This is a genomic window from Catellatospora sp. IY07-71 (genome assembly GCF_018326265.1).
Lineage (GTDB): Bacteria > Actinomycetota > Actinomycetes > Mycobacteriales > Micromonosporaceae > Catellatospora.
Genome location: NZ_AP023360.1, coordinates 3,352,749 through 3,379,538 on the forward strand (window position 1 = coordinate 3,352,749; position 26,790 = coordinate 3,379,538).

At 73.1% G+C, this 26,790-nt stretch carries 26 protein-coding genes; 11 read left to right on the plus strand and 15 right to left on the minus strand.

The genetic code is table 11. The features are described 5' to 3' along the window. Positions 1-116: 116 nt before the first annotated feature. Entirely contained in the window at positions 117-515 is a 399-nt protein-coding gene (locus CS0771_RS15345; protein ID WP_212841606.1) for a ribosomal protein L7/L12, read from the minus strand. 310 nt (positions 516-825) lie between these two features. Here CS0771_RS15345 and tnpB point away from each other — a divergent pair, with 310 nt between their 5' ends. Then, positions 826-2,154 (plus strand): IS607 family element RNA-guided endonuclease TnpB, encoded by a 1,329-nt coding sequence (gene tnpB, locus CS0771_RS15350; RefSeq protein ID WP_212841607.1) that lies wholly within the window; start codon positions 826-828, stop codon positions 2,152-2,154. Positions 2,155-2,212: 58 nt separating this feature from the next. On the opposite strand, the gene CS0771_RS15355 is transcribed toward tnpB, so the two are convergent. Genes CS0771_RS15355 through CS0771_RS15365 form a run of 3 tightly spaced genes read right to left on the minus strand, consistent with a single transcriptional unit; the run spans position 2,213 to position 4,553 of the window. Continuing rightward, a complete protein-coding gene (locus tag CS0771_RS15355) occupies positions 2,213-2,755 on the minus strand; it encodes a hypothetical protein (RefSeq protein ID WP_212841608.1) in 543 nt (180 codons plus the stop codon). 2 nt (positions 2,756-2,757) lie between these two features. After that, positions 2,758-3,435 (minus strand): response regulator transcription factor, encoded by a 678-nt coding sequence (locus tag CS0771_RS15360; RefSeq protein ID WP_212841609.1) that lies wholly within the window; start codon positions 3,433-3,435, stop codon positions 2,758-2,760. Next, positions 3,432-4,553 carry a sensor histidine kinase gene (locus tag CS0771_RS15365; RefSeq protein ID WP_212841610.1) on the minus strand — a complete coding sequence of 374 codons (1,122 nt, stop codon included), beginning with the start codon at positions 4,551-4,553 and terminating at the stop codon, positions 3,432-3,434. Before CS0771_RS15365 ends, CS0771_RS15360 begins: the two co-directional genes overlap by 4 nt. A 155-nt stretch (positions 4,554-4,708) precedes the next feature. On the opposite strand from CS0771_RS15365, the gene CS0771_RS15370 reads away from it, so the two are divergent. Both CS0771_RS15370 and CS0771_RS15375 read left to right on the plus strand, forming a co-directional pair. Then, on the plus strand, positions 4,709-5,251 hold the full coding sequence (locus tag CS0771_RS15370; RefSeq protein ID WP_212841611.1) for an RNA polymerase sigma factor: 543 nt from the start codon (positions 4,709-4,711) through the stop codon (positions 5,249-5,251). 61 nt (positions 5,252-5,312) lie between these two features. Continuing rightward, positions 5,313-6,050 (plus strand): hypothetical protein, encoded by a 738-nt coding sequence (locus CS0771_RS15375; RefSeq protein WP_212841612.1) that lies wholly within the window; start codon positions 5,313-5,315, stop codon positions 6,048-6,050. Positions 6,051-6,062: 12 nt separating this feature from the next. Here CS0771_RS15375 and CS0771_RS15380 read toward each other — a convergent pair whose 3' ends face one another. From CS0771_RS15380 to sigK, 4 genes are all read right to left on the minus strand, one after another. Continuing rightward, positions 6,063-6,473 carry an ACT domain-containing protein gene (locus tag CS0771_RS15380; RefSeq protein WP_212841613.1) on the minus strand — a complete coding sequence of 137 codons (411 nt, stop codon included), beginning with the start codon at positions 6,471-6,473 and terminating at the stop codon, positions 6,063-6,065. Positions 6,474-6,616: 143 nt separating this feature from the next. Continuing rightward, a complete protein-coding gene (locus CS0771_RS15385) occupies positions 6,617-7,276 on the minus strand; it encodes a fasciclin domain-containing protein (protein WP_244870806.1) in 660 nt (219 codons plus the stop codon). A 99-nt stretch (positions 7,277-7,375) separates the two neighbouring features. Continuing rightward, a complete protein-coding gene (locus tag CS0771_RS15390) occupies positions 7,376-8,122 on the minus strand; it encodes an anti-sigma factor domain-containing protein (protein WP_212841614.1) in 747 nt (248 codons plus the stop codon). Next, positions 8,119-8,736 carry an ECF RNA polymerase sigma factor SigK gene (gene sigK, locus CS0771_RS15395; protein ID WP_244870807.1) on the minus strand — a complete coding sequence of 206 codons (618 nt, stop codon included), beginning with the start codon at positions 8,734-8,736 and terminating at the stop codon, positions 8,119-8,121. Before sigK ends, CS0771_RS15390 begins: the two co-directional genes overlap by 4 nt. Positions 8,737-9,066: 330 nt before the next feature. Here sigK and CS0771_RS15400 point away from each other — a divergent pair, with 330 nt between their 5' ends. After that, positions 9,067-10,569 carry an MFS transporter gene (locus CS0771_RS15400; protein WP_212841616.1) on the plus strand — a complete coding sequence of 501 codons (1,503 nt, stop codon included), beginning with the start codon at positions 9,067-9,069 and terminating at the stop codon, positions 10,567-10,569. Between the two features lie 70 nt (positions 10,570-10,639). Here CS0771_RS15400 and CS0771_RS15405 read toward each other — a convergent pair whose 3' ends face one another. From CS0771_RS15405 to CS0771_RS15415, 3 genes are read right to left on the minus strand one after another with little or no spacing between them, the layout of a single operon-like run. Next, the gene (locus CS0771_RS15405; RefSeq protein WP_212841617.1) at positions 10,640-11,332 is read right to left on the minus strand and encodes a M23 family metallopeptidase; all 693 of its coding nucleotides are present in this window, start codon (positions 11,330-11,332) and stop codon (positions 10,640-10,642) included. 59 nt (positions 11,333-11,391) lie between these two features. After that, positions 11,392-11,799 carry an RDD family protein gene (locus CS0771_RS15410; protein WP_212841618.1) on the minus strand — a complete coding sequence of 136 codons (408 nt, stop codon included), beginning with the start codon at positions 11,797-11,799 and terminating at the stop codon, positions 11,392-11,394. 35 nt (positions 11,800-11,834) lie between these two features. After that, positions 11,835-12,581, minus strand: coding sequence for a hypothetical protein (locus tag CS0771_RS15415; protein WP_212841619.1), 747 nt, complete (start codon positions 12,579-12,581; stop codon positions 11,835-11,837). 310 nt (positions 12,582-12,891) lie between these two features. Here CS0771_RS15415 and CS0771_RS15420 point away from each other — a divergent pair, with 310 nt between their 5' ends. The 5 genes from CS0771_RS15420 (at position 12,892) to CS0771_RS15445 (ending at position 22,030) form a co-directional block, all read left to right on the plus strand. Continuing rightward, positions 12,892-15,477, plus strand: coding sequence for a fibronectin type III domain-containing protein (locus tag CS0771_RS15420; RefSeq protein ID WP_212841620.1), 2,586 nt, complete (start codon positions 12,892-12,894; stop codon positions 15,475-15,477). A gap of 124 nt (positions 15,478-15,601) precedes the next feature. Then, on the plus strand, positions 15,602-17,200 hold the full coding sequence (locus tag CS0771_RS38725; RefSeq protein ID WP_244871357.1) for a fibronectin type III domain-containing protein: 1,599 nt from the start codon (positions 15,602-15,604) through the stop codon (positions 17,198-17,200). 155 nt (positions 17,201-17,355) lie between these two features. Beyond that, the gene (locus CS0771_RS15435) at positions 17,356-18,642 is read left to right on the plus strand and encodes a glycosyltransferase family 2 protein (protein WP_212841621.1); all 1,287 of its coding nucleotides are present in this window, start codon (positions 17,356-17,358) and stop codon (positions 18,640-18,642) included. After that, positions 18,642-20,714, plus strand: coding sequence for a right-handed parallel beta-helix repeat-containing protein (locus CS0771_RS15440; RefSeq protein ID WP_212841622.1), 2,073 nt, complete (start codon positions 18,642-18,644; stop codon positions 20,712-20,714). Before CS0771_RS15435 ends, CS0771_RS15440 begins: the two co-directional genes overlap by 1 nt. Further along, positions 20,711-22,030 carry a nitrous oxide reductase family maturation protein NosD gene (locus tag CS0771_RS15445; protein WP_244870808.1) on the plus strand — a complete coding sequence of 440 codons (1,320 nt, stop codon included), beginning with the start codon at positions 20,711-20,713 and terminating at the stop codon, positions 22,028-22,030. The genes CS0771_RS15440 and CS0771_RS15445 overlap by 4 nt, the downstream gene beginning before the upstream one ends. Positions 22,031-22,416: 386 nt before the next feature. On the opposite strand, the gene CS0771_RS15450 is transcribed toward CS0771_RS15445, so the two are convergent. Then, a complete protein-coding gene (locus CS0771_RS15450) occupies positions 22,417-23,148 on the minus strand; it encodes a hypothetical protein (RefSeq protein WP_203745140.1) in 732 nt (243 codons plus the stop codon). Positions 23,149-23,272: 124 nt separating this feature from the next. Here CS0771_RS15450 and CS0771_RS15455 point away from each other — a divergent pair, with 124 nt between their 5' ends. Then, positions 23,273-24,238 carry an inorganic phosphate transporter gene (locus CS0771_RS15455; RefSeq protein WP_212841623.1) on the plus strand — a complete coding sequence of 322 codons (966 nt, stop codon included), beginning with the start codon at positions 23,273-23,275 and terminating at the stop codon, positions 24,236-24,238. Then, positions 24,235-24,873, plus strand: a complete 639-nt coding sequence (locus CS0771_RS15460) for a DUF47 domain-containing protein (RefSeq protein ID WP_212841624.1) — start codon at positions 24,235-24,237, stop codon at positions 24,871-24,873. The genes CS0771_RS15455 and CS0771_RS15460 overlap by 4 nt, the downstream gene beginning before the upstream one ends. Position 24,874: 1 nt before the next feature. Here CS0771_RS15460 and CS0771_RS15465 read toward each other — a convergent pair whose 3' ends face one another. The 3 genes from CS0771_RS15465 to CS0771_RS15475 form a co-directional block, all read right to left on the minus strand. Beyond that, on the minus strand, positions 24,875-25,189 hold the full coding sequence (locus CS0771_RS15465) for a hypothetical protein (RefSeq protein WP_212841625.1): 315 nt from the start codon (positions 25,187-25,189) through the stop codon (positions 24,875-24,877). 109 nt (positions 25,190-25,298) lie between these two features. Further along, positions 25,299-25,769 (minus strand): CYTH domain-containing protein, encoded by a 471-nt coding sequence (locus CS0771_RS15470; RefSeq protein ID WP_212841626.1) that lies wholly within the window; start codon positions 25,767-25,769, stop codon positions 25,299-25,301. 9 nt (positions 25,770-25,778) lie between these two features. Further along, positions 25,779-26,753 (minus strand): GNAT family N-acetyltransferase, encoded by a 975-nt coding sequence (locus CS0771_RS15475; protein ID WP_212841627.1) that lies wholly within the window; start codon positions 26,751-26,753, stop codon positions 25,779-25,781. Between the last annotated feature and the right edge of the window lie 37 nt (positions 26,754-26,790).

Here is a 26,790-nt window from a genome sequence, read left to right on the forward strand (position 1 = left end):
GGTCGGCTAGCCAAGATCGCTGGTTCGTGTCAAGATCTGCGGTTCTACCGCACCTTTGGACACGAACCAGCGATCTTCACCCGGGAGCCGGGAGCCCGGAGCCGGAGCCGGGCGGGTCAGTGTGGGGAGACCGTGACGGTCGCGCCGACGGCGCGCAGGCGGCGGGCGAGTTCGTCGGCGTCGGGCTGGGCGACGTCGCGTATCACCGTGGCGGGCTGGTGCCGGATCCGCTCGAACGCCTGGCCGAGTGGGATGTCCAGCGAGGCGCGGATCTCGGCGAGGACCTCGACGTCGCGTTCGGGGGCGCTGAGCACGACCCGGTGCACGCCGGGCTTGAACGCGATCGGCGGGCCGAACCGGTGCGCGGTGCGGGGTCGCAGGTTCGGGAGCAGCAGGGTGAGCACCGCGCCGACGACCAGGCCGATGGCGAGCGTCAGCGGCACCTGGGCCCAGGGCTGGGGCAGTAGCAGGCCCAGCCCGGCCAGCGCAGCGGCCACGATCATCCGGAGGGGCACCGGCGCAGGCTACGGCATCCGCGCGCCGCCAGGCGAGCCGCTTACCTGGCCCGCCGACCCGTACACCTCACCCACGGCGCCGACGTCACCGCCCGGGGCGTCCGGCCCGAAGATCACCCGACCTGCCAGGCAAATGGGCGAAAGACGGTCCAAGATATGCCCAGGTGCCTAGCCAGTCGGAGGTCCAGAAGGGGTATCCAACTGTTGGTGGAGTGAGCTTCGGCGCGCTTGAGTATGCATTGGTGTGCCGGCTCGCTGCCGGCTGCGGGTAATTGCTGGGATTGTCGTAGCCGGTGTCTAGTCTGCACGTGTGTCCGATGTGGCTGGTGGTGTGGTGGTGCAGGCGTATCGTTTCGCCCTGGACCCGTCCCCGGCCCAGGACCGTGACCTGCACCGGCATGCCGGTGCGGGCCGGTTCGCGTTCAACTGGGCCCTGGCCGCGGTGCGTGCCAACCTTGGCCAGCGCGCCGCTGAACGCACCTACGGCCTGGACAGTGAGCAGCTGACGCCCGCGCTGGGCTGGACCCTGCCCGCGTTGCGCCGCGCGTGGAACACGGCCAAGCCTGAGGTGGCGCCGTGGTGGGGGCAGTGCTCGAAAGAGGCGTTCAACACCGGACTGGATGGTTTGGCGCGGGCGCTGGGCAACTGGTCGGCGTCGCGATCGGGCCGCCGTGCCGGGCCGAGGGTGGGGTTTCCGCGGTTTCGGTCGCGGCGGCGGGTGACGCCGTCGGTGCGGTTCACCACCGGCACGATCCGCGTGGAGGACACCCGTCACCATGTGACCCTGCCCCGGCTGGGCCGCATCCGCACCCACGAGTCGACCCGCAAGCTCGCCCGGCGTCTGCACGCGGGCACGGCCCGGATCATGTCGGCCACCGTCCGCCACACCGGCGGGCGCTGGCACGTATCGTTCACCGTGCAGATCACCCGCACTGCGCGCACCGCGGCCCGCCCGCAGGCCACCGTAGGCGTCGATCTCGGGATCGCGAACCTCGCGGTGCTGTCGACCGGGCAGGTCGTGCCCAACCCCCGCCACCTGACCCGCGCACAAGCGCGGCTGCGCACAGCTGCCCGGACCCTGTCCCGGCGGCAGGGTCCCGACCGGCGCACAGGACAGCAGCCCTCCCGGCGCTGGCAGCAGGCCAATACGCGCCTGGCCCGCGCACACGCCCGCGTGGCGAACCTGCGCGCCGACGGCCTGCACAAACTCACCACCAGCCTGGCCGCGACCTACGGCACGATCGTGGTCGAGGACCTCAACGTCGCTGGGATGATCCGCAACCGGCGCCTGGCCCGGCACATCGCCGACGCCGGGTGGGCCACCCTGCGCCGTCAACTTGAGTACAAGATCGCATGGAACGGCGGGCGGGTCGTGGTCGCCGACCGGTGGTTCGCTTCCTCGAAGACCTGTTCGTCCTGCGGCGTGGCGAAACCCAAGCTGCCGCTGCGGAAACGGACCTACACCTGCCAGCATTGCGGCCTCAGCTTGGACCGTGATCTGAATGCCGCGATCAACCTGCAGCAGTACGTCGCCCGGAGTGGCTGGGAGACGCTAAACGGTTGTGGAGCCGACCGTAAGACCACCCCCGTGGTGGCAGGTGGCTGTGAAACGACCACCCCGCACCTCCCTGGTGGGTAAGTCGGGGACCGTCGGCTGGCAACGGCCGACTGCCACACGAGTGCTCACCAGAGCTCACTCAATTGCAACGGGCGCGGGTCTTGCCCCAGGGCTTGTAGACGGACAGGACGGTGGCGGCGGTCAGGACGATCACGGACGCGATCGAGCCGTCGAGGACGCGGCCGTCGGGGGCGGTGAGCAGGCCCGCGCGGGCGGTGTCGACGGCGTCGACCAGGGCCGGGTGGCGGGTCAGCATCGGCACGACGAGGACGGCCACGTTCAGGACCAGCTTGACCGCGACCCACCAGTGGCGCAGCACGCCCCAGTGCGTGCCCAGGCCCAGGATCACGCCGGTGACCAGCGCGGCCAGGCCCAGCGGCAGCATCGCGGCGGTGTCGAAGGACAGCATCAGGGAATATGTCGCCGCACGGGTGCCCGCGTCGTCGGCGGCCTGCGCGGACAGCGCCATGACCAGCAGCGCGTACGCGACGCCGAGCCAGCCGACGGACGTGACGACGTGCGCGGTGAGCAGGAACCGGCGCGCGTTGCGGGGCAGCCGGGGCGCCTGCGGGCGGCCCGTCCGGGCGGGACGGGTGGCGGTGGCGGTGGCGGTGGCGGGCATGGTCAATCTCCTGTCCAGCCGGGCCGGACCAGGCCCGACTCGTACGCCTCGACGACCAGGTGGGCCCGGTCGCGCACGCCGAGCTTCACCATCGCGCGGCTGACGTGGGTCTTGGCGGTGGCGGGGCTGACGAACAGCCGCTCGCCGATCTCGTCGTTGGACAGCCCGGCGGCGACCAGGGCCATCACCTCGCGCTCGCGGTCGGTGAGCGCGTCCAGCGCCGCGGCGCGGGCGTTGTCCCGGGGACGCCGCGAGCGCTGGGCGTACTCGGCGATGAGCCGCCGGGTGACGCCGGGGGACAGCAGCGCGTCGCCGCGGGCGACCACCCGCACGGCCTGGATCAGGTCGGCGGGTTCGGTGTCCTTGACCAGGAAGCCGCTGGCTCCGTCGCGCAGCGCGTCGAAGACGTACTCGTCGAGGTCGAAGGTGGTCAGGATGACTACCTTGACGTCGGCCAGCGCCGGGTCGGCGGCGATGCGGCGGGTGGCCTCGATGCCGTCCAGGCGCGGCATGCGGATGTCCATGAGGACCACGTCGGGGCGCAGGGCGGCGGTCTGGCGTACGCCCTCTTCGCCGTCGGGGGCCTCGCCCACCACGGTGATGTCGTCCTGCGCGGACAGCAGGGCCCGGAACCCGGCGCGGACCAGGGCCTGGTCGTCCACGAGCAGCACCTTGATCACGAGTCGCCTCCGGTGGGCAGGACGGCGCAGACGGTGAACCCGCCCTCGGGCCGCGGGCCGATGGCGACCGTGCCGCCGAGGGAGGCGGCGCGTTCGCGGATGCCGGACAGGCCGTTGCCCTCGGCGGCGTCGCCGCCGCGGCCCCGGTCGGTGATGTCCAGGACGATCTCGTCGGTGTCGTAGCCGACGGTGACCTCGGCGCCGTCCACTCCGGCGTGCCGGTGCACGTTGGTCAGCGACTCCTGCACGATGCGGTACGCGGCCAGGTCGACGGCGGTCGGCAGCGGCCGGGGCCGCCCGGTGACGCGGATCTCGACGCGCAGCCCGGCGGCGGCGAAGCGTTCGACCAGCTCGTCGAGCCGGTCCAGGCTGGGGGCGGGGCTGCGCGGGGCCTGCTCGTCGACGCCGCGCAGCACGCCGAGGGTCTGCCGCAGCTCGCGCAGGGTGTCCCGGCTGGCCTGTTTGATCGCGGCGAGCGCGGTGCGGGCCTGCTCCGGGTCGTCGTCGAGCAGGTGCAGCGCCACCCCGGCCTGCACGTTGATCAGGGAGATGTGGTGGGCGACGACGTCGTGCACCTCGCGGGCCATGCGCAGCCGCTCGTCGCCGGCCCGGCGGCGGCGCTGCTCCACGATCCGGTCCCGGTTGGCGCGTACGACCTGGGCGAACAGCAGCACTCCGATGATCACCACGGCGGCCACGAGGCTGTGCCAGGACAGGGGGTCGATGCCGCGCCGCGCGGTGAGCCAGACGAACAGGGCGTACCCGGCGGCGGCGGTGAGCGCGGCGGACAGCTGCCGGCCCAGCACCACGGCCAGGATCAGCATGAACAGGAACGCGAGGAAGAACGGGCCCCACGGGTAGCCGAGCGCGAGGTAGGTCGCGGTGAGCGCGGTGACCGCGGCCAGCGCCAGCTCGACGCGTACGTGGACCAGCCACATCGCCAGCGCGGACCCGGCCAGCAGCGCGTACGCGAGCAGGTCCAGCGGGCGCGGCGTGGCGGGCGCCTGGTTCGCGGGGAAGTGGCTGGCGAAGGTCACGCCGATCATCTGGATCGCGGCGATGAGCAGCGGGATGAGCCGCTTCCTGCCGTGCCGTCGGTGCGGGTGGTCCCAGGTCATGGTCACCACGCTAGGTCGGGTGGGGTGGTGGTGTCGTCGTACGGCGGGAGACCGTACGGGTACTCCCCGTGGAGTAGCGCCGGGCCGGGGTGTAACGCGGGCGGGGTCGGCGGACATGTGCTCGGCGGAGACCGGTGACGATGGCGGGACGGGACATGGCGGCGGCTGGAGAGACGACCCGGGTGGGCGCGGCGCGGCGCCGTGCCCTTTTCGAGGACGCCTACACGGCGAACTACCAGCTGATCCTGGCCTACGCGCTGCGGCGCGCGCCGACGCCCGACGACGCGGCCGACGTGGTGGCCGAGACGTTCCTGACCGCGTGGCGGCGGCTCGACGACGTCCCGGAGGGGTCTGACGCGAGGCTGTGGCTGTACGGCGTCGCCCGGCTCGTGCTGGCCAACCAGCAGCGGGCACGGCGGCGCCGGGAGCGGCTCGGCGAGCGGTTGCAGTCGGATGCGGCCCGGGCCGAGGTGGTGCGGCCGCACGACGATGCGGCCGTGCCCGATGGGGTGCGGGCGGCGTTCGGGCGGCTGCGGCCCGACGATCGGGAGATCTTGACGCTGGTGGCGGTCGAGGGCCTGACGGCGGTCGAGGCCGCGCAGGTGCTGGGCTGCAGCGGGGTGGCGGTGCGGGTGCGCCTGCACCGGGCGCGGGCGCGGTTCGCCCGCGAGCTGGCGTCGGCTGGGGTGACCGGGTGACGGCCCGAGCGAGTGCGGACGGGCTGCGGCGCAGCTCTGGCGGTGGGAGGAGACGGTGACGATGAGCGCGAAGGACGACCGGCTGGACGGGTATGTCGAGGACGCCTGCCGGCTCGACGCGGAGCGCCTGGCGGTGCTCGGCGACCGTGCCGCGCGGGACGCCCTGCTGGAGCGGATCACGGCGGTGGACGCGTCCGCGGCCGTGGCTCCGCCGGTGCGCCGCGGGCGGCGGCCGGTGCTGGTCGCCGCCGGGGCGGCCGTCGTCGCGCTCGCGGCCGCCGGCCTGGTGCTGCCTGGCCTGCTGGGCCGCCCGGCGGATCCGTCCGGGGCGCAGCCGGGGGTGCCGTCCTCGTCGGCGGGTCCGGGCTTGTCGCCCACGCCCGAGCCGTCCGGGACGGCGCCGCGGGGCGACGTGTTCGGCGGTGGGGGCCTGATGAGCTGCGTCGAGGAGTACAACCTGCCGAACCTGGCGCGGCGGCGTTTCGCGTTCGACGGCGAGGTGGTGGGCATCGGGAACGGGCCGGTCCGCAAGGACCCGTTCGACCTGTACGCGCCGGTCACCTTCCGGGTGAACCGGTGGTATCGGGGCGGGACGGGGGAGCGGGTGACCGTGGCGATGCTGTACCGGAGCTCGCCCAGTGTGGACAACCCGACGTTCGGCGTCGGCTCCCGGCTGCTGGTCTCCGGCGAGGAGCGCTGGGGCGGTGCGGAGCTCGCCGATCCGATCGCGTGGCCGTGCGGGTTCACCCGCTGGCACAGTGAGGCGGACGCGGGGGACTGGGCGCGGGCGTTCGGGTGAGGCGCCGTCCGGTCAGGCGCGGACCGGTTGGCTCCCGGTGGACAGGGCGGCCAGCACGGTCATCGCGCGGTCGGCGTCGGCGCAGCGTACGAACAGGTGGTCGTGGAAGTAGCCCGCCACCACGTTGCAGCTCATGCCGATGTCGGCGAGCGCGCCGGAGACGGCGGCGGTCAGCCCGACCGCGTCCAGCGCCGAGTGCACGCGCAGGGTGATCCAGGCGGCCACGAAGTCGTACGGCAGCCCGGCCGCGTCCGCCTCGGCGCGCATCACGACCAGCGTGGTGCCCTCGGGTTCGGCGACCGTCACCACGGGGTGCACGCCCGGGGGGATCGCGCCGGTGACGGTGGTGAAGACGTACTCGTACGGGTGCCGCTGCGGCTGCAGCCCGCGCAGCAGCAGCGCCAGATCGTGTTCTCCGGTCACGACAGTCATGTTTCCATCCGGTGGCACGGGCCGGGGCTGATGACGGGCGCGCACGCCGTGAATGAGGCGGCCCGCCCGGCGAGGGGTTAGGAAGGGCACCTTCTTCTACGTATAACGATAAGAAGGTGCCCTTCCTTCGTCTGTCAGGACGGGGGCATGAGGACGCCGTCGATGAGGTAGACGGTGCCGTTCTTGGTCGGGATGTTGCCGCAGACGATGGTCGCGGTGTCGTTGACCTTGAAGGCCTGGCCGCTGCCGGTGACGGTGATGTCCTGGCCCTCCAGGGTCTGGAACGTGGCGGCCAGCTTGGCGGGATCGATCTTCTGGCCCACCACGTGGTAGGTCAGGATCTTCTTGAGCTGCTCCGGGTTCGCCAGCACCTGGTCCAGCTGCTCCTTCGGGATCTTCGCGAAGGCCTCGTTGACCGGCGCGAAGACGGTGACCGCCTCGGCGCTGTTGAGCTGGTCGGCCAGGCCCGCCTGCTGGATCGCCGCGGTCAGCGTGGCCAGTTGCGGGTTGCTCGCCGCCGCCGTGGCGATCGGCTGCTGGGCCATCATCTCCGGGCTGCCCGGATTGGCCGGGTCCTGCGGCAGCGTGCCGCAGCCCGCGCCGATCAGGCCGTCGGCCGGCGAGGCCGTCCCGGTCGGCATCGTGGTGGGCACCGTGGTGGGCACCGAGGTGGGCACGCCCGTCGGCTGCGCGGCCGGGGTGGTCATGGTCTCGCTCCCGCAGGCCGCGAGGGCCAGCGAGAGCGAGAACGCGGCGACGGCGAAGACCGTCGTGAGCTTCCTCTTCCCGTACATGACGGTGGGTCCTTTCTTACCGGTGAAAACCTCCACCGGTGATTCGACACTGAACCCGTCATGGTTTGGTGCGATTAGCTCAAATTTTGTCTGATTTTTCTATTTCATAGGGATCTGAGCGATGATGGGCAGTGTCGGACTGGCCGAACCGCCCTCCGGCTCTATCGTCACGCCTAGGGCGTCGGCCGCGCCCACACCGTCGACCAGGTGCGTGGCGCTGCCCTGACCGGCCGCCAGCACGCCGGCCGAGCGCGGCGTGCCGCCGTCCATCAGCCACAGCTGGTACGCCTTCTGCGCGCCCGGCGAGTGGGTGGCCAGCAGCACCACGGCCGCGTCCCGGCTCGGCGCGGCCACCACGGTGACCCTGCCGCCACCGGCCACGTCCGCCGTGCGCACCGTCGCGTCCGGCGCGGTCAGCACCGCCTGGGTGCGCGCCAGCTCCTGCCGCGCCGCCAGCGTCGCGGCCCGCTCCTCGCGCAGCCGCTGCTCCTGCACCGCGTAGACGCCGCCCACCAGCGCCGCGACCAGCAGGCACGCCGCCGCTGTCAGCGCCGCGGGATGCCGCCACCAGCGCACCGGCGCCCGGCGCGGCTCGCGCACCGGCCGGGGCGGCGGCAGCTGGCGGGTCCGCCGCGCCGCCGCCAGCACCTGCTCGCGCATCGCCGGCGGCGGCACCGACCAGGTGTCCTCGGCCAGCCGGGCCGCGGTCTCGTTCAGCTCCGCCACCTCGGCCGCGCACGCCGCGCACCCGCGCAGGTGCTGCACGAACGTCTCCCGCTCGGCCTCCTCCAGGGCGTGCAGCACATACGCCCCCGCCAGCGAATGGATCTCCTCAGGCTGACTCATGCCGCCACCTCCACGCCGAGGCAGTCGCGCAGCCGGATCAGGCCGTCGCGCATGCGGGTCTTGACCGTCGGCAGCCCGGCCCCGAGCAGCTGCGCCACCTGCTGGTAGGTGTAGCCGCCGTAGTACGCCAGGGTGATCGCCTCCCGTTGCAGCTCGGTCAGCGTCCTGAGGCAGCGGCGCACCGCCTGCCGCTGCAGGTGCGCGGTGGCCTGCTCGACCACCTCGTCGGCCGGGGTCTGCGATGCCTCCGGCGCCAGCCGCTGCACCCGGTCCAGCGCCGCCTGCTCCGAACGCACCCGGTCGACGGCCCGCCGGTGCGTGATGGTGAAGATCCAGGCGGTCGCCGAGCCGCGCGCGGAGTCGAAGCGGCTGGCGGTGCGCCACACCTCCAGCAGCGCCTCCTGGGCGACCTCCTCGGCCTGCGCCGGGTCACGCAGCACGCGCCGGGCCAGGCCGTACACGCGCGGCGCGACCAGGTCGTAGAGCCTGGTGAACGCGGCCTCGTCGCCGCGGGCCACCGCCCGCAGCAGCGACTCGGCGTCGGCGGGCGCGGGTGCGCCGGGCACCGCCGTCAGATGGTCGGGCCGTTGGTACGGCTGCTCGTCACCGTTCACTGTCACGCCCTTCCGGGGCCGAGGTGTTCCACCCGTCACTTGGGTACCACACCTCATTCGGCGCCGCCGCGCGCTCGGATGGGTCCGTCCACACCAATGAGAAACGGCGTTGATCTATCGGGTGATCCCGCTCTCAGGGGAGCGCGCGCAGCCGTCCTACCTGCGTATGGTCAATTCGGAACGGTATCGTTCCGCATCTCCCACACCCGGACGCACCGCCTGGCACGGCGGGCGCCGACGGGTGCCCCGGCCAGCCCCCGCTCGACGAGGAGCACCTGGCCCCGGGTCGGCGACGACCCGACCGAGACACCCCCGTCGAAAGGCACCACGATGACCGCCACGGTCTCCCGTACCCAGACGCCGGAGCCCGCCGCACCGGCTCTGCACCCCCGGCGCTGGCTGGCGCTGACCATCATCGCGATCGCGCAGCTCATGGTCGTGCTCGACGCGACCATCGTGAACATCGCGCTGCCCGAGATGCAGCACGCGCTGGAGATCAGCGACTCGCAGCGGCAGTGGGTGCTCACCGCGTACACCCTGACCTTCGGCGGTCTGCTGCTGCTCGGCGGCCGCATCGCCGACTACTGGGGCCGCAAGCGGACCTTCATCGCGGGCGCGGTCGGCTTCGCGCTCGCCTCCGCCCTGGGTGGTCTGGCCTGGGACGGCACGAGCCTGTTCGCGGCCCGCGGCCTGCAGGGCGCGTTCGGCGCGCTGCTCGCCCCGGCGGGGCTGGCGCTGCTGACGGTGCTGTTCACCGACGCCAAGGAGCGCGCCAAGGCGTTCGCCGTGTACGGCGCCATCGCCGGCGGCGGCGCGGCGCTGGGCCTGCTGCTGGGCGGCGTGCTCACCGAGTACGCCGACTGGCGCTGGTGCCTGCTGGTCAACATCCCGATCGCGGCGATCGCGATCTTCGCGGCGGTGCCGGTCGTGCCGGAGAGCAAGGCCCACGGCGACACCCGCTACGACATTCCGGGCGCCATCGCCGTCACCCTCGGCCTCATCTCCCTGGTGTACGGCCTGACCAAGGCCGCCGAGCCGGAGTACGGCTGGGAGTCCGGGCAGACCCTGGGCTTCCTGGGCGCGGGCGCGGCCCTGCTGATCGTGTTCCTGGTCATCCAGAAGTTCTCGAAGAACCCGCTGCTGCCGCTGCGCATCCTGCTCGACCGCAACCGCGGCGGGGCGTACCTGTCCAGCACGCTGACCGGGGCGGGCCTGATGGGCGCGTTCTTCTTCCTGACCTTCTACTTCCAGGGCACCCTCGGCTACACGCCGGTCGAGGCCGGTCTGGCCTCGCTGCCGGTGTCGGCGGGCGTGTTCATCTCCGCCGGTGTGGCCAGCCAGCTGCTGCCCAAGCTCGGCGCCAAGCCGCTGATGGTGGCCGGTGCGGTGCTCGCCGCGGGCGCGATGCTGTTCCTCACCCGGATCGGCGTGGACACCGCGTACACCACGCACGTGCTGCCCGGCGCGATCGTGCTCGGCCTCGGCCTCGGCTTCACCTTCGTGCCGCTGTCCAGCCTGGCCCTGGTCGGCGTGCCGCAGCACGACGCGGGCGCGGCGAGCGCCACGCTGAACGCCACCCAGCAGGTCGGCGGCTCGCTCGGCGCGGCCCTGCTGAGCACGTTCGCGCTCAACGCGACCACGGCGTACGCCGAGTCGCACATGAGCCCGACCGCCGACCCGCGCGTGGTCATGGGCGAGGCGGCCGTGCACGGGTACACCGTCGCGTTCGCCTGGGGCGGCGGCCTGCTGGTCGTCTCCGCGCTGATCATCACGTTCCTGATCAAGGTCCGCAAGTCGGACCTGCCCACCGAGGGCGCCGTCCACGTCGGCTGATCCGCCTGCGAAGGAAGGGCACCTTCTTGACGGACGTCCGTCAAGAAGGTGCCCTTCCTTTCGTTTTCGGTCAGGCGCCGGGGGGTGGCGCCGTGGTGCAGCCGTGCTTGGCCTGCCAGGTGGTGACCTCGGCGACCGGGGACTTCGCGCCGCCCTTGCGCCAGGAGTCGAGGTAGCGCCAGGGCCAGACCACGCCGCGGCGGATCCACCAGTCGCCGGTGCTCGCACAGGACGGCGAGATGCCGAAGTGCAGGTGGCAGGCGCCGGCCAGGCCGGTGCGGCCGACCTTGCCCAGCTGCTGCCCGGCGGTGACCCGGACGCCGGGGCGGATCAGGCCGTCGATCGCCGAGAAGTGCGAGCCGTAGTAGCGCACGCCGTCGTCGCCGAGCAGGGACACCGACAGCCCGCCGCGGTCGGCCCCGTCGTCGGTCTTCGGGTCCCACTCGTCGACGCGGGACACCTCCAGCACGGTCCCGCCGGTGGCCGCCACGACGGTCGCGCCGCACGGGGCCATCACGTCGGTGGCCTGGTAGTCGTGGTGGGTGCGCCCGTAGGAGGTCTTGCCCAGCACCGGGAACACGTACCGCACGGCGGGCGCGGACGGCGAGGCGGCCACGGACGGCGACGCCGTGGCCGAGGGAGACGCCGACGGGGCGGCCGCGGGTGCGGCGGCGGGCGCGAAGACGGGTCCGGACACGGGGGAGGAGCAGGCGGCGAGCGCGAGCGCGGTCAGCAGCCCGGCCGGCACGAGGCGGGAGCGCACCCGCCGACCCTACTCCTGCCGCGTGGGCGGGGCCGGGGTCCGATGTGCCCGGAGGCGGCTCAGTTGCGGCGGTCTACGTAGCGGACGACCGTGCCGAACAGGCGGTCGTGCCAGGCGCGGCGGCGGTCGTCGGTGAGCACGCCGACCAGGCCGATCAGCCACAGCACCGGCACGGCGAGCCCGACGACGGCGCGCAGCAGGGCGCGCAGCAGGCCGACGTGCCGGCCGTCGGTGCGGCGTACGACGGTGCCGAACAGCAGGGCGCCGAGGGTCTGCCCGGTCATCCACCAGCAGGCGGTGAAGTACGCGGCGGGCAGCACCACGGCGATCACGCCGGCGGTCGCCTTGAGCCAGCCGGGCGGTTCGCCGTCGAGGGCGGCCCACAGGGCGGGCACACCTCCGGCGGCAAGCGTCGACGCCACCGCGAGGAGGGTGGCGTCGATCGCTAGCCCGGCCAGCCGGGACACGAGGCCTGCATACGGCGGGTGACGGCTGGGAGCCGTCACCGTTCACCGTTGGTGTGGTGCAGGTGGAACATCTTCCGGAACGACGTCTCGATCTTGTCGTCGGCCGTGGCGGAGGTCTCGCGCAGTTCGTCGGTGGCGTTGGCCAGCACGCCCCGGCTCTGCTCGGTGATCAGCTCCTGCAGGCGCGGGTCGCGGGTCAGGTCGCCGATCACGACCGGGATGACCTTGTTGCGGATCTCGGGTATGGCGCCCTCGACCAGCCGCGGCACCACGCTGTCGATCAGGTACGGCATCAGGTCGTCGACCATGCGGGGCACGACCGACTTCTCGAGCCAGCCCAGGCCGTCGTCGACGGTGCCGCGCAGCGCGACGAGCGCGGCCGAGCGGCTGGCGATGAGCGTGTCACGGCCGCGCACCCCGGCGGCGGTGACGGTGTCGCGGGCGGTGTCGAGGGGCGAGGTGGCGGGCAGCTTGGCCCGGGTGGTGTCGGCGAGTTTCCTCGCCTGTTCCCGGGTGGCCTCGGCGACCTGGGCGCCGGTGCGCAGGGCCAGGCCGACGCCCTGTTGGGTGAGGTCGACGGCCTGCTGGGTGAGCCCCACGGCGACCGCCATCGGGGAGCGCGCGTCGGCCGGTGCGGGCTCGACGCCGCTGGTCAGCAGATCCTGTACTTCTTCGTCGGCGCGCCCGCCGCGGCCGATCCGCCGCAGGCGTTCGGCGACCAGCACCGCGGTGCCGAGGGCTACTCCAGCGAGCCCGGCAGGCGCCTGCACTCGATCGGACATATTACCAACGTACGACAGATTAAAGATCTATCGGGGCGTTTCGGGAGCTTCGGCGATCGCACGTGTGCTCCGCCGCCGGCCTACCGGCTGGTGGGCGGGTGCTGCGGCCGGCCGTTCGGGCGGGCCCGGAGGCGCGGGGCGGGGTGCGGCGGCGGGAGGGCGGCGGGCGCGCGCGGACCTCAGGCCACATTGGAGGGAAGTCGATCGACGAGGGTTACCCGGATGTCCACATATTGATATCTTGATCCGGCCCGTGCCCCGGCCGAGCCGTCCGGCGCGCCGCGAAGGTGCGGCGACATGGGGAGGGTTCATGCGCTCTAGGCGCCATACGGCCCGTCTGGCCACGGCGGCGTTCCTGATAGGACTGCTTACGCCCGGCGTTCCGGCCGGTCCGGCCGCCGCGGCCGCACCGCCCGCGGGCGGGATGACGGGTGCGCAGCTGACACAGCTGTTCGCGGACTACGGCGACACCAGCGGCCGGTGGAGCGGGGCGGACAGCACCGCTTCGGTGCTGCTGCCCGACGGCCGGGTGGCCTGGCTGTTCTCGGACACGATGATCGGTGCGGTGAACGCGGACCACACCCGGCCCCGCTCCAGCCCGATGATCAACAATTCGCTGGTGGTGCAGGACGGGGCGGCGCTGACCGCGACGGTGCACGGCGGTTCGGCGAGCGCGCCGCAGTCGCTGATCCCGTCGGCGGTCACCGGGGAGTGGTACTGGGTAGCCGACGCCACGGTCGAGGGCAGCATGATGAAGGTGCTGGTCAACCGGTATCGCAAGACCGGCGACGGAGGTCTGGACTTCGCGCTGACGGGCACCGCCCTGGCGACCCTGGCGCTGCCCGGCCTGACCGTCAGCGCAGTCACCGAACTGCCGCTGGGCGACACCGTGGCCTGGGGTGCGGCGCTGCTGGAGGACGGCGCTCACACCTATGTCTACGGCTCGGAGTATGTGGCCGCCGACGCCATGCGCTTCGCGAGGCTGGCCCGGGTGCCCGCGGGCGGGCTCGGCGGCGCTTGGGAGTTCTGGACCGGCAGCGGCTGGTCGACCTCGGCGTCCGCGTCGGCCCGGCTGCCGTTGTCCGGGGTGGGCACCGCGTTCGGCGTGCAGAAGGTGGGCTCGCAGTACGTCGTGGTGACGATGGAGAGCAACACGCCGTTCGCCGCGCACGCGGTGGCGTACACGGCGAGCAGCCCCAGCGGCCCGTTCGCCGGACCGATCGAGCTGTTCACGGCTCCGGAGCCGGCCGCGCGCGAGGGCGTCATCGTCTACGACGCCCGGGTGCACCCGCACCTGGCCCCGAGCGGCCGGCTGCTGGTGTCGTACAACGTGCACAGCCTGGTCAGTGACGACCTGTACGCCGACGCCCGCATCTACCGGCCGCGTTTCGTCGACGTCGCGTGGCCGGTGCCGGCGCCGGACCCGGCCGCGGTCCCCGCCGCCCCGGCGAACCTGACCGCCGCGGCGGAGCCGACCGGCACCGTCAACCTGAGCTGGCCGTCCGTGGCGGGCACCGGTGTCTCGTACACCGTCTACCAGCGTGACGTCACCGCCGGGCAGACCCACTTCGGCCGGGTGGCCACGGCGTCGGGCACCACGCAGGCGCTGGGCGGGTTCCGCACCGGGCACACCTACGAGTTCCGGGTGACCGCCCGCAACGGCGCGGGTGAGGGCCAGCCGTCGGTGACGCGCAGCGTCGCGGTCACCATCGCGGCGCCGCCTGCCCCGACGGGGCTGACCGCGACCGCCGGCAGCGACGGCACCATCGCGCTGAACTGGAACAGCGTCCCGTACGCCTGGCGCTACGACGTGTCGCGGCGCGACCTGACGGCGGGGGAGACGGCGTTCACGCCGGTGAACGACGCCGCTCCGGGCGACACGTCGCTCACGGTGAACTGGCTGGCGCACGGCCACGAGTACGAGTTCGCGGTCACCGCCAGCCATGGCGGCGGCACCTCGCCGCAGTCGGCGACCGCGCGGGCCACGGCCGCCTACGCGCTGCCGCCGACCCCGGCGGGGCTGACCGCGGCCGCGCAGGGTGACGGCACGATCAGGCTGACCTGGTCCGGCCCGGCGCAGAACGTGTACTACCTGGTGTTCCAACGTGACGTGACGGCGGGGGAGACGACGTTCACCCAGCTGCCGCTGCCGCTGTCGTGCTGCGAGCTGGCGGCGGGCTACCTCAGCCACGGCCACGAGTACGAGTTCAAGGTCCGGTCCAGCAACCAGGGCGGGGAGTCGGCGGACTCGAACCTCGTCCGGGCCACGTCGAACCATCCGCTGCCGACGCCGCCGGGCACGCTCAGCGCGGTGGCGGGCAACGGCCAGGTCCAGCTGGCCTGGGGGGGCCGCCACCAGCCCGGACACCTGGTACTGGGTGTACCAGCGGGACGTGACGGCGGGGGAGACGGCGTTCACGCGGCTGCCGATCCCGATCAGCACCTGCTGCACGATGACCGCGGGCTACCTCGCCAACGGGCACGTGTACGAGTTCAAGGTCACCTCGACCAACCAGGCCGGGGAGTCGGCGGCGTCCAACACGGTGTCGGCGACGCCGCGGCGGCCGCTGCCGGGGCAGGTCACCGGCCTGACCGTGACCGCGCTGAGCACGGGCGAGCTGCGCCTGAACTGGACCGCGCCGGACACCGACCTGTACTACTGGGTCTACATGCGCGACGTCACGGCGGGGGAGACGGCGTTCACGAAGCTGTCGCTGCCGGTCCCGACGTGCTGCACGTTCACGGCCGGATACCTGACGCACGGGCACGTGTACGAGTTCAAGGTCGCCGGCAACAACCAGACCGGCGACGGCCCGGCGTCGGTGGCGGTGCGCGGCACGTCCAACTACGCCAAGCCGCCCGCTCCGGCGAACCTGACCGCGCGGGCCGCCGGTGACGGCAGCATCGACCTGGACTGGGACGCCACCGCGAGCAACGTCCTGTACTGGATCTACATGCGTGACGTGACGGCCGGGCAGACGAGCTTCACCCGGTCGGCGTACCCGACCGACCGCACGTCGATGACCTGGGGCTGGCTGGTGCACGGGCACGTGTACGAGTTCAAGGTGAGCGCCGACAACCAGGGCGGTGAGGGCCCGGCCACGGCCGCGGTGCGGGCCACGGCCACCGGTGGCCTGCCGCAGCCGCCCAGCGGCCTGACCGCGACCGCCGGGGACGGTCAGGTGACGCTGCGCTGGACGGCGAGCCCGAGCTCGAACGTGTACTACTGGATCGAGCAGCGGCCCGCCGGCGGCACGTGGACCCGGCTGTCGCTGCCGGTGAGCACATGCTGCCAGTTCACCGCCGGGCTGCTGGACAACGGCACGACGTACGAGTTCCGGGTGCGGGCCAACAACGTGCACGGCGACTCGGCCGCGTCGAACGTGGCCGGCGCCCGCCCGCTGCCGCCGCTGCCGCAGCCGCCCACCGGCCTGATCGCGATCGCGGGCGACGGGAAGGTGACGCTGCGCTGGACGGCCAGCCCCAGCCCGAACGTGTACTACTGGGTGGAACAGCGGCCCGCGGGCGGCACCTGGCAGCGGCTGCCCTATCCGGTCACCACCTGCTGCCAGTTCACCGCCGGGCTGCTGAACAACGGCACGTACTACGAGTTCCGGCTGCGGGCGACGAACCTGGCCGGGGACTCGGCGGCGTCCGTGGCGGCCGGGGCCAGGCCGATGCCGCCGCTGCCGCAGGCCCCCAGCGGGCTGAGCGTCGCCGCGCAGGGTGACACGGCGGCGAAGCTCACGTGGACCGCCAGCCCGACCGGCAGCGTCTACTACTGGATCTACTACCGCATCTCCGGGCAGAGCGCCTGGACCAAGGCGCAGTATCCGCTGGCCGGCTGCTGTTCGTTCACGATGAGCATGCTGACCCCGGGCAAGCGGTACGAGTTCCACCTCAAAGCCGAGAACCTGTCGGGCATGTCCGGGGCGTCCAACACGGCGGCGGTGACGCTGACCATCACCGCGCCGAGCAGACCCGCCGGGGTGAAGGCGGTGCCGCAGACGTCGTCGTCGGACGTGGTGGTGTCGTGGAGCTCGGTGGCCAACGCCACCGGGTACACGGTGGAGGCGCAGGTCTGCGGGGGCTCGACGTGGCACCGGGTCGGCTTCATGATCACGAGTACGGTGCACCGGGTCGGCTACGCCGCCGGCTGCTACGAGTACCGCGTGATCGCAGACCGCTTCGGGGTGTACGGCGGCGCGTCCACCGGCGACGTCATCGCCTTCGGCACGGTCGACGACTACCCGTGGAACAGCGGCATCCTGCCGATCGACCGGTACGGTTTCTGGCGTAAGCAGTGCACCTCGTTCGTGGCGTCGCGGGTGTGGCGCTACTACCCGACGCCGGACCCGCCGGGCTTCACCTCGATCAACTACTGGCACGCCAAGAACTGGGACGAGGCGGCCCGCGAGCACGGCGGCGTGGTCGGGCAGACGCCGACGCCGGGCGCGATCGCTCAGCGCAACTCCGGTTCCTACGGGCACGTGGCGTGGGTCGCCGGGGTCGACGGGTCATACGTGATCATCGAGGAGTACAACGGGGTCAACTCCGAGGCGTACTCGCGGCGGCGGGTGCCCGCCTCCGAGTTCGACAACTACCTCACGGTCATGTGACCGGGCCGGCCGGGGCTGCAGTGCGGCCCCGGCCGGCCGTCGGCCCGCCCCGCCCGGACATACCGCCGGGCGGGGCGGGCCGTTTTCGGCCGCGGGCCGGTTTACAGCGGTGAAGCGGGCCGGACGGGGTCCGCCCGAACTGCTGGAGGCGGCACTTGTCCCGGTTCTTCGACGGCGTCTGGTCGTGGCTGGTCGCCGCGGCCGCGGAGACGTCGTGGCGCGAGCTGATGCCGCTCGGCCTGGCCGGTGTCTTCGTATGGGGCCTGTGGTGCTACCGCGTGGTGCTGTCGCGCCTGGACCGGCCGGTGGTCAACGACTTCCGCACCACGGTGTCGGTGGTGGTGCCGTCCTACCGCGAGGACCCCGACATCCTGCTGGACTGCCTGCAGACCTGGCTGGCGCAGGACCCGGCCGAGGTGATCATCGTGCCCGACGTGGGCGACACCGAGGTGCTGCGGCGGCTGTCCCAGGTCGGCGACCCCCGGCTGCGGGTGCTGCCGTTCACCCACCGGGGCAAGCGCTCGGCGCTGGGCGTGGGCATCCGCGCCGCCCGCGGCGAGCTGGTCGTGCTGGTCGACTCGGACACCCGCTGGCAGCGCGGGCTGCTGGCCGCGGTGCAGATGCCGTTCGTCGACCCGGAGGTGGGCGGCGTCGGCACCCAGCAGAACGTGTACCAGCGCACCAGCAGCGTGTGGCGGCGCATCGCGGACTGGCTGGTCAACCTGCGCTACTACGACTACGTGCCGGCCATGGGCCGGGCCGGGGCGGTGGCCTGCCTGTCCGGGCGGACCGCGGCGTACCGGCGCAGCGCCGTCATGCCGGTGCTGGAGCACCTGGAGAACGAGTTCTTCCTGGGGCGGCGCTGCGTGGCCGGCGATGACGGGCGGCTGACCTGGCTGGTGCTGGCCTCGGGTTACCGCACCGTGCACCAGTCCTCGGCCCGCGCGCTGTCGATGTTCCCGTCGTCGCTGCGCGCCTTCGTCAAGCAGCGGGTGCGCTGGAGCCGCAACTCGTACCGCTGCTACCTGACCGCGCTGTGGAAGGGCTGGCTGTGGCGTACCCCGCTGGTCACCAAGATCACGGTGCTGCAGATCCTGCTCACCCCGGTCACCATGGGCATGGCACTGGGCTACCTGCTGCTCAGCCGCCTGGAACTCACCGCCCGGGGCGGGATCGTGGTGCTGTTCTGGCTGCTGGCCGGGCGGGCCATCCGGGGCTGGTCGCACCTGCGGCGGCACCCCCGGGACGTGCTGATCCTGCCGCTGCTCGCGGCGGTGGTCATCGTGATCTCGCTGCCGATCAAGCTCTTCGCCTTCCTCACCATGAACAGGCAGGGCTGGCTCACCCGGGCCGGCGACCGCATCGGCGGGGAGGGCCAGCACGCCGGCACCCTCGCCCCCGCGGCCCGGCGGGGCGCGGGCACCCTGACGGAGGTGGCCTAGTGCGCCGCCGCTTTCATGCCGTCCCGCCGGCCGTCCTGCTCACCGGGCTGCTGGCCGGCGGGACCGCGCTTGCCACACCCGCCGCGGCCGCGTCCGGCGCCGCGCCCGCCGTCGCCACGCGTCCCAGCACCCTGGCGCCCGGCGCCGCCCCCGCCCGCGCCACGGCGGCCGGAGCAGCGCTGCGCCACCGCACCGCAGCCGGGCCCGCACGAGCCGGTGCCGTGGCCGCGCCGGCCGCGCCCCCCGCACTGGCCGGTCCGGCCACCCGGACCCCGTCCCTGGTCGCCGCGGCCGCGGCGGGGGCCGACGAGGAGCGCCAGGCGGCGCTGGTCGCCGGGCAGGACACCTGGCTGGACCAGGTCCGCGCGGTGACCGCGGTGGCCCCGCTGCGCGAGCTGCTCAACCGCCCGCCGGGCACCACCCCGGACATGCAGAAGTGGAACCGGCCCTACCGGCTGGACACCGCGGGCGGCTACACGCTGGTGCTGACCCCGCGGGTGCAGCCCTACACCATCGACGACCTGCTGAAACTCTCCCCGCAGACGTTCGTGCGGCAGTCGCAGGGGGCGTACCTGCTCACCGAGAACCTCTACGTCGTCTCCGGAGCCAAGCTGAAACTGTCCCACCCGGGCGGGCTGGAGCTGCGGCTGGCCAGCCGCAGCAGCGGCTTCGTCGCGATCGTGTCGTTCGGCGGCGAGCTGGAACTCGCGGGCACCAAGCAGGCGCCGCTGCGCATCACGAGCTGGGATCCGCGCGCCGGCAAGGCGGACACCCAGGTCGGCGACGGGCGGGCGTACCTGCGGGCCATCGGCGGGCGGTTCGCGATGAGCCATACCAAGGTGTCCCAGCTGGGCTTCTGGAGCGGCCGCACCGGCGGGGTGAGCCTCACCGGCACCGACCGGCCCGACACCGGCGCGGTGTCCGGCCCCGACCCCGGCGGGAACGGGCGGCTGCTGCCCGGCGAGGTGCGCATCCTCGGCAACGGCCGGGTGAGCACGCCCGACAGCCGGTTCACCGTGCCCGGCCAGTCGTACGTGTCCGGGCGGATCACCGACAGCACCTTCACCGGCAACGCGTACGGGCTGTTCATCTCCAGCGCGGACGGCATCAACGTGGCCGACACGACGGTGCGCGACAGCCTCGAACACGGGCTGGTGCTGCACCGCTTCGCCAGCAACGCGGTGATCGAGCGGACCGTCTCCCAGCGCAACGGCGGCGACGGCTTCCTGCTGTCGCGCGCCACGCAGCAGGTGCGCATCACCGGTGCCACCGCCGAGGGCAACGGCGGCAACGGGTTCACCCTCAGCGGCCGCCCGCTGGCCGACGGGCCGTCGGCCTCCGGGCAGCCGGTCGTCAGCTACGGCAACAACACCCTGTCGCACAGCATCGCGCGCGGCAACGGCCACTACGGCGTCGAGGTGCTGGGCGGGCACGGCGTCAGCATCCAGGAGAACCAGGTCGACGGCGGCGACATGGGCATCGTGGCCCGGCAGGGCGTACGCGACCTCACCGTCACCGCCAACAAGCTCACCAACCAGGACCGGCAGGCCGTCGCGCTGCGCGAGGGCGTGACCAAGGCCCGGATCACCGGCAACGTCATCGAGACCACCACGACCGGGGTGTACGTGCGCGACTCCGTCGCCGAGGTCCGCGGCAACACCATCCACGACGCCGACAGCCACGGCATCACCTTCGTCGGGGCCGTCGGCGGATCCAGCGCCACCGGCAACGCGATCGAGGGCATCGGCCCCAGCGCGGTCGACACCGGCCGGGCAGAAGGAAAGATCACTGTGCGAGACAACCAGACCGGGGCCTGGCTGGACACCAGCACCCTGTGGGCGCGGGTGCGCCACTACGCGAGCCCGATGACCCTGCTGTGGACCGCGATCCTGCTGCTGATCGTGGTGCTGGGCATCCGCCGCACCAGCCGCGCCGTGGTGCACGGGCACCCGTACGACGCCACCAAGCCGCTGTTCGCGCCCGACGCCGCCCGGCACGCGGCCGGGCACGGACGGCCCCAGCCGCGCGAGGTCGCGCGCGGCCGCGCCCGGGTCCCGGTGATGGCCGAATGAGCCGCAGCGAACCGATGACCTCCGGCGAGCAGCTGAGCCGCCGCGATGTGACCACCCGGGGTGACCGGCCGAGCCGTGGTGACCTGCGGCGGCCGCGTGGACGCGGCATCCACCGCGCCCCGTCCGCCGCCGCGCGGCTGCTGCAGCTGACCTGTGTCGTGCCCGTGCTGCGGCTGGCCCGGGCCACCGCGCCGCCCCGTCCGCTGTTCGCCGCCGGGGTGTGGCCGGGCCGCCCCAGCGCCGCGCGGGTCATGCGCCCGGCCCGGGACGCGGCGGCGGTCGCCGTGGTGTGCGCCCTGCTCGCGGTCCCGGCCGCGTGCGGCGGTCCGGAAGCCGCTCCGGCCGCGCAGGCGCCGGCTAGCGGGGAGGCGTCACCCGCCGCCGCGATGCCCTGGCCGTGGTCGGCCGCGAGCGCGACCGCGTGCCCGCAGCCCACCGTCACCGTCGGCGACGCCGGCGAGCTGGCCGACGCGCTGGACGACGCGAAGCCCGGCGACAGCATCCGGCTGCGCGACGGCGTGTACCGGGGCCGGTTCACCGCGGAGGAGCCGGGCACGAAGGACCGGCCGATCCACCTGTGCGGCGGGCCGGGGGCGGTGCTGGACGGCGGCGGCACGAGCAAGGGGTACGCGCTGCACCTCGACGGGGCCGACCACTGGCGGCTGACCGGGTTCACCGTGCGCAACGCGCAGAAGGGCGTCATGCTCGACGACACCAGCCACGCGGTGCTCACCGAGCTGACCGTCGAGCACGTCGGCGACGAGGCGATCCACCTGCGCCGCTTCAGCTCCGACAACGTGGTGCAGACCAGCACGGTGCGCGACACCGGCCTGCGCAAACCCTCCTACGGCGAGGGGATCTACATCGGCACGGCGAAGTCGAACTGGTGCGACCTGACCGGCTGCAAGCCTGACCGCAGCGACCGCAACGTGATCCGCGGCAACCGGATCAGCGACACCACCGCCGAACCGGTCGACATCAAGGAGGGCACCACCGGCGGGCAGCTGACCGGCAACACCTTCGACGGCGCCGCGATGACCGGCTCGTACGCCGACTCGTGGGTCGACGTGAAGGGCAACGGCTGGCTGATCAAGGGCAACACCGGGCGGAACTCGCGCGGCGACGGCTTCCAGACGCACCGCGCCGCCGACGGCTGGGGCGATGACAACGTGTTCACCGCCAACACCGCCGACGTCGACGGGCCGGGCCTGGGCTTCCACCTCACCCCCGTCGCCGACAACGTCGTGGCCTGTGACAACACCGTCACCAGGGCAGCCGAGGGCTTCGCCAACACCGACTGCCGCCGGACATGGTGAGGCCCGGGGGAATGTCCATCCCCCGGGCCTCGCTGTGCCACCGAATTGCACACGCCGGCACGTTTAACCGCACAGGTCAGTCGTCATCTCTCCCGCGTCCTGCCTATTGGACTACCGCCCCGTGGAGAGGAGCGGGCCGGACTTGAACCGGCAACTCGGGAGCCCTTTCGCCCGTACGTGGTCGATCCGGCGATCGGCGGCGAATGCTGAGCTTCGAGCGAGAGTCTGAGTTTGATACGCGGCTGCCTCTGCCAGGCTTGGGCTACCTCCGCAGGTGGTGCAGAGGGCGGGATTCGAACCCGCACTGGGACCGCGTTCGTCAGCTTCGGCTTCAGCTTCAGCTTGCGCTCCTCGCGCACCCCCGCCCTCCGGCGGGGGAGTCTGGGTCAGGCGAACAGGTAGCCGAAGACCCGGTCGCCGACGCGCTGGTCGACGGCCTCGGCGTTGTTGGCCTCCTCGCGGGCGAACTTGACCGCCTGCTGCAGCTTCTCCACCCGCTCCAGCAGCGTGGACACCCGCTTGGCCGGCAGCGCGCCGGAGAACTTCACCGTGGTCCAGTAGCCCACCGCGATGTCCTCGTAGTACACCTCGACCTGGGCCGGGTGCTTCTCGGTCGCCTCGGCCTTGACGTGGTTGCGGGGCACCTTCTTGGTCCGGATGGTGCGCACCGGCTCGGTCGACCAGCAGTCGGCCGACTCGCTGAACACCCACGACTCGGCGGCGTCGAGCACTGGCAGCTTCTTGACGAAGGTGTGCAGGTCGGTGAGCTGCTTCTCCAGGAACAGCAGGTACGTCACCGGCACGTCGGACAGCAGCACCCGGTCGTCGACCTTCACGTCGGCCTTGGCCACGCAGTTCGTCGAGTCCTTGGTCGCGGTGACGTCGAACAGCCGGGTCAGCGTGGTGCCGATCTGGCGCAGCACGTCCTCGGCGCGGGTCTGCACCTTGGTCGACTCGGGCGGCAGCTGCTCGCCCTCCTCGTCCTTGGCCTGGTACGTCCGCGAGATGCCGGACAGCAGCGCCTGCTTCTGCACGGCGTGGTGGGCCTCGGTCAGGTCCTGGAACGAGCGGGACTTGACGCCCTTCTCCACCGCGATGATCTGGTTCAGCTTCGCCATCTGTGTTCCTCCCGTCCGGTGACGTTAGGGGATCACCCGGGCGGGCGGCAATCAGGATTCACGCCGTCACTCCCCAGTTGATCAAGTACGGTGAATTCCTGGTGCAGGTCGGAGGTGGTCGGCGGTGGCGTTCGGTTTCGCGATGCTGGCCACCGGGTTCGTCTTCGTCTGCGGCGCCAACGACGGCGCGGCGCTGCTCGCGTTCGGGCTGCGCCAGCGGGAGCTGCCCCTCTACGCCATCCTGGCGGTGCTGCTGGCCGCGATCGTGGCCGGACCGGCGCTGTTCGGGCTGGCCGTGGCGCACACCTTCACCGACCGGCTGGTCGCCGCCGGCGACCGCGGGCCGCTGGTGGTGCTCGCCGGGGTCGGCGTGGCGCTGGCCCTGGTGCTCGCGCTGACCTGGCGCGGCGTGCCGACCAGCGTCACCCTGGCGGTGCTCGGCGGGCTGGCCGGGGTCGGCGCCGGGCTCGGCGTGCCGCCGCACTGGGCCACGCTGGCCGTGGTGCTGGCCGTCGCGGCGGTCGCGCCGCTGATCGGCGGCGGCCTCGGCTACCTCATCGGGCTGGCCGCGCGGCGGCTGCCCAGCACCTCCCGGCTGCCCGGGGCGCTGCGCCTGGCGCACGTCACCACGTTCGCCGGGCAGAGCCTGGCGTATGCCGCCAACGACGGCCAGAAGATGTTCGCCGTCGTCGGCGTGGCCGTCGGCGTCGCGCACCGGGCGCCCGGCATGCAGGCCCCGCCGCTGCTGCTGCTGTGCGGGACCGCGCTGGTGTTCGCCGCCGGGGCGGTCGCGAGCCTGCGGCGCATGGCGCGCGGCGCGGCCGGCGGCCTGACCCCGCCGCGCTCGTGGACCACCGTGTCGGCCGGGATCGCCGCGTCCACCGCCGTGCTCGGCGGGGCGGGCATCGGCGTGCCCGTCAGCATGACCCAGTCCGCGACCGCCGGGCTGGTCGGCGCCGGAGCCAGCACGGGGATGCGCCGGGTGCGCTGGCAGTTCGCCATGCCGGTGCTCACCGCCTGGCTGATCACCCTGCCGGCGTCGCTGGCGCTGGGCTGCGCGGCCGGGCTGGCGCTGCGGGGGGTCGGATGATCCGGCTGCGGCGGGTGCTCGACGACCTCGCGGGCCGCGCCCCCAAACGGGTGCTGGCGATCGTGGTGGCGCAGGTCGACGCGGCCCTGGAGGGCGTGGCGCTGGCCGTCGCGGTGACCATCGGCGAGGTGGAGCCGCCGCTGGCGCGGCTGCGCATCGCCGAGATCGAGCACGACGGCGACGCCCACCGCGGGCGGCTGGTCGCGGAGCTGGCGGCGACGCTGGCCACCCCGATCGACCGGGAGGACCTGTTCCGGGTGTCCCGCTCCGTCGACGACGTGCTGGACTACCTGCGCGACTACGTACGCGAGACCGACCTCTACGGCGTACGCCCCGGGCACGGCGCGGTGGCGATGCTGGAGCAGGTCGCCATCGGGCTGCGCGACCTGCGCCGGGCCCTGGACCGGCTGGTGGACCGCCCGGCCGAGGCCGCCGAGGCGGCGCTGGCCGCGCACAAGCGCTCCGGCCGGGTGCGCCACCTCTACGCCCAGGGCCTGGCCGAGGTGCTCAGCGGTGAGATCACCGCCGGGGTGCTCAAGCAGCGGGAGCTGCTGCGGCGGCTGGACGTGGTGGGGCTGCGCCTGGCCGAGTGCGCCGACGCGCTCGCCGACGCGATGCTCAAGCGCAGCCTCTGACTCACTTCTCGGTGCTGCCAGGGCCGACCCAGCGCCCCAGCGGCCGGTCGGTGGCGTGCTCGTCGTCGTCCTTCTTCGGCTTGTCCAGCGCGGCGAGCAGCCCCGCGAGCCCGCCGCTGCCGATGCCGCTCTTGGAGATGCGCTGGTCCAGCTCGGTCGGGCCGCCGGAGCCGGCGTCGGTGAGCGCCAGCATCTGGGCGGCCTCGGCTGGGCTCAGCCCGTACTCGGCGGTGACCTCGTCGGGGTGGGCGCGCGCGTGGGCGGCGAACTCGGGGTCGGTCGCCATCCGCTCGATGACCTCAGGGAACCGGGACATGATCTAGGTCCTTTCGCTGGGTGGTCCATTGTGCGGCGTCGGTGCGACCTCGTCCACATCCGGCAGTGATGACGACAATCACGTGACAATGCCCGCCCAGTCCTGCGGCCTACCAGGTGCGGTAGGGGTGCTCCTGGAGGTAGGAGTTCGCGTAGCGGTCGTCCTCGGTGACGTCGGCGCCTGCCCAGGACGGCGCCGGGGGCGCCTCGACGCCCTCGGGCAGCTCCACCTCGGCCAGCACCAGGCCCTCGTTGTCGCCGGTGAACACGTCGACCGTCCAGTCGCCCGGCGTGCGGCCGAGCGTGTGGCGCTCCTTCTCGATCAGCGGGCGCAGGCACAGGTGGTCGAGCAGGAACGCGGCGTCGGCGGCGGGGATCTCGTACTCGTACTCGGGCCGGGTGTCGCCGACCCGCTTGCCCTTGATCGTCAGGTAGCCGGTCCGGCCGTCCACGAGCCGCACCCGCACCGTGCGCTCCGGCTCCGTGGACAGGTAACCCTGGCGCAGCGAGCTGGACGAGGCCGCCTCCGCGCGCCAGCCCTCGTCGCGGACCAGGTATTTGCGTTCGATCTCGACGGGCATCCGGTCTCCTCAGTCCATCTTCGCGAGCCAGGCCAGTGCGGCGTCCCCGAACGGCTCGCGCCGGTCCCGCACGGCGGCCAGCAGCTCGTCGGCGGTGCGCAGCGCACCGGCGACGACCTCGTCGGGGTATCCGTAGGCGACGGTGTGCTCGGCGAACTCGTCCTCGTCGAGCAGCAGCACCTCGCCGTCCGCGCGGCGGCGTACCACGTCGAGGTCCAGGTCCACCGAGACGACCTCGGCGGTGCCGTGCCAGACGGGGCGGTCGGAGACGTCGATGTACAGCTCGGTGCGGTGCGGTGCGGCGTTGAACGCGGCCACCCACTCGCCCTCGTACGGGATGAGCACCACGTGCGTGGCCGGGATGAACACGGCCGGCTCGGTGCCGCGCCGCCACGGCGTGTGCCGCGTCGCGCCCAGCCACACCCCGTGCCGGTCCTCGCCGAGGCGCCGCATGACCGCGTGCCAGTGCAGCCGCCCGTCGAACTTGCGGGCCACCACGTGCACGTCGCCGGGCTGCGGCCCGAGGTCCTTCTCCAGCCAGTGCCGGGCGTACGGGTTGCCGTTGTAGTCGCCGACCTCGTGGTAGCCGCCGGTCAGGTACAGCTGCACCGCCTCCGGCTGGCGGTCGCCGGTGTCCAGCCGCATGCGCCGGTAGCCGCGTACCCGGGCCAGGTCCTCCAGCTCGGCCATCAGTGCGCGGGCCAGGTTGCGCCCGCGCCCGGCCGGGCGGACGAACACCCGCTTCACCTCGGCGGTGTGGTCGTCGAGGCGGCGCATCCCGGCGCAGCCGACCGGCTCGTCGCCGTCGTAGGCCACCAGCCAGGCGCCGCTGGGGGCGCGCAGCTCGGCCACGTCCATCGGCGGAGCGCCGGAGGTGCGCATGTTCGAGACGGGGTAGCGCACGGCGATGTCGGCCAGGTACTCCTCGATCAGGCCCCGGGACACCGCGTCGTCCGGGTCCTGTACGACGATCCGCAGTCCCACACCGGGCTCCCCTCGCTCGGATCACAGTTCAGATCGA

Excerpts from the sequence above, each read along its gene's own strand:
- CS0771_RS15355 (WP_212841608.1), bottom strand. The coding sequence starts at position 2,755 with ATGCCCGCCACCGCCACCGCCACCGCCACCCGTCCCGCCCGGACGGGC.
- CS0771_RS15365 (WP_212841610.1), bottom strand. The coding sequence starts at position 4,553 with ATGACCTGGGACCACCCGCACCGACGGCACGGCAGGAAGCGGCTCATC.
- CS0771_RS15370 (WP_212841611.1), top strand. The coding sequence starts at position 4,709 with ATGGCGGCGGCTGGAGAGACGACCCGGGTGGGCGCGGCGCGGCGCCGT.
- CS0771_RS15375 (WP_212841612.1), top strand. The coding sequence starts at position 5,313 with ATGAGCGCGAAGGACGACCGGCTGGACGGGTATGTCGAGGACGCCTGC.
- CS0771_RS15385 (WP_244870806.1), bottom strand. The coding sequence starts at position 7,276 with ATGTACGGGAAGAGGAAGCTCACGACGGTCTTCGCCGTCGCCGCGTTC.
- CS0771_RS15390 (WP_212841614.1), bottom strand. The coding sequence starts at position 8,122 with ATGAGTCAGCCTGAGGAGATCCATTCGCTGGCGGGGGCGTATGTGCTG.
- CS0771_RS15400 (WP_212841616.1), top strand. The coding sequence starts at position 9,067 with ATGACCGCCACGGTCTCCCGTACCCAGACGCCGGAGCCCGCCGCACCG.
- CS0771_RS15415 (WP_212841619.1), bottom strand. The coding sequence starts at position 12,581 with ATGTCCGATCGAGTGCAGGCGCCTGCCGGGCTCGCTGGAGTAGCCCTC.
- CS0771_RS15420 (WP_212841620.1), top strand. The coding sequence starts at position 12,892 with ATGCGCTCTAGGCGCCATACGGCCCGTCTGGCCACGGCGGCGTTCCTG.
- CS0771_RS38725 (WP_244871357.1), top strand. The coding sequence starts at position 15,602 with ATGACCTGGGGCTGGCTGGTGCACGGGCACGTGTACGAGTTCAAGGTG.
- CS0771_RS15445 (WP_244870808.1), top strand. The coding sequence starts at position 20,711 with ATGAGCCGCAGCGAACCGATGACCTCCGGCGAGCAGCTGAGCCGCCGC.
- CS0771_RS15450 (WP_203745140.1), bottom strand. The coding sequence starts at position 23,148 with ATGGCGAAGCTGAACCAGATCATCGCGGTGGAGAAGGGCGTCAAGTCC.
- CS0771_RS15460 (WP_212841624.1), top strand. The coding sequence starts at position 24,235 with ATGATCCGGCTGCGGCGGGTGCTCGACGACCTCGCGGGCCGCGCCCCC.
- CS0771_RS15465 (WP_212841625.1), bottom strand. The coding sequence starts at position 25,189 with ATGTCCCGGTTCCCTGAGGTCATCGAGCGGATGGCGACCGACCCCGAG.
- CS0771_RS15470 (WP_212841626.1), bottom strand. The coding sequence starts at position 25,769 with ATGCCCGTCGAGATCGAACGCAAATACCTGGTCCGCGACGAGGGCTGG.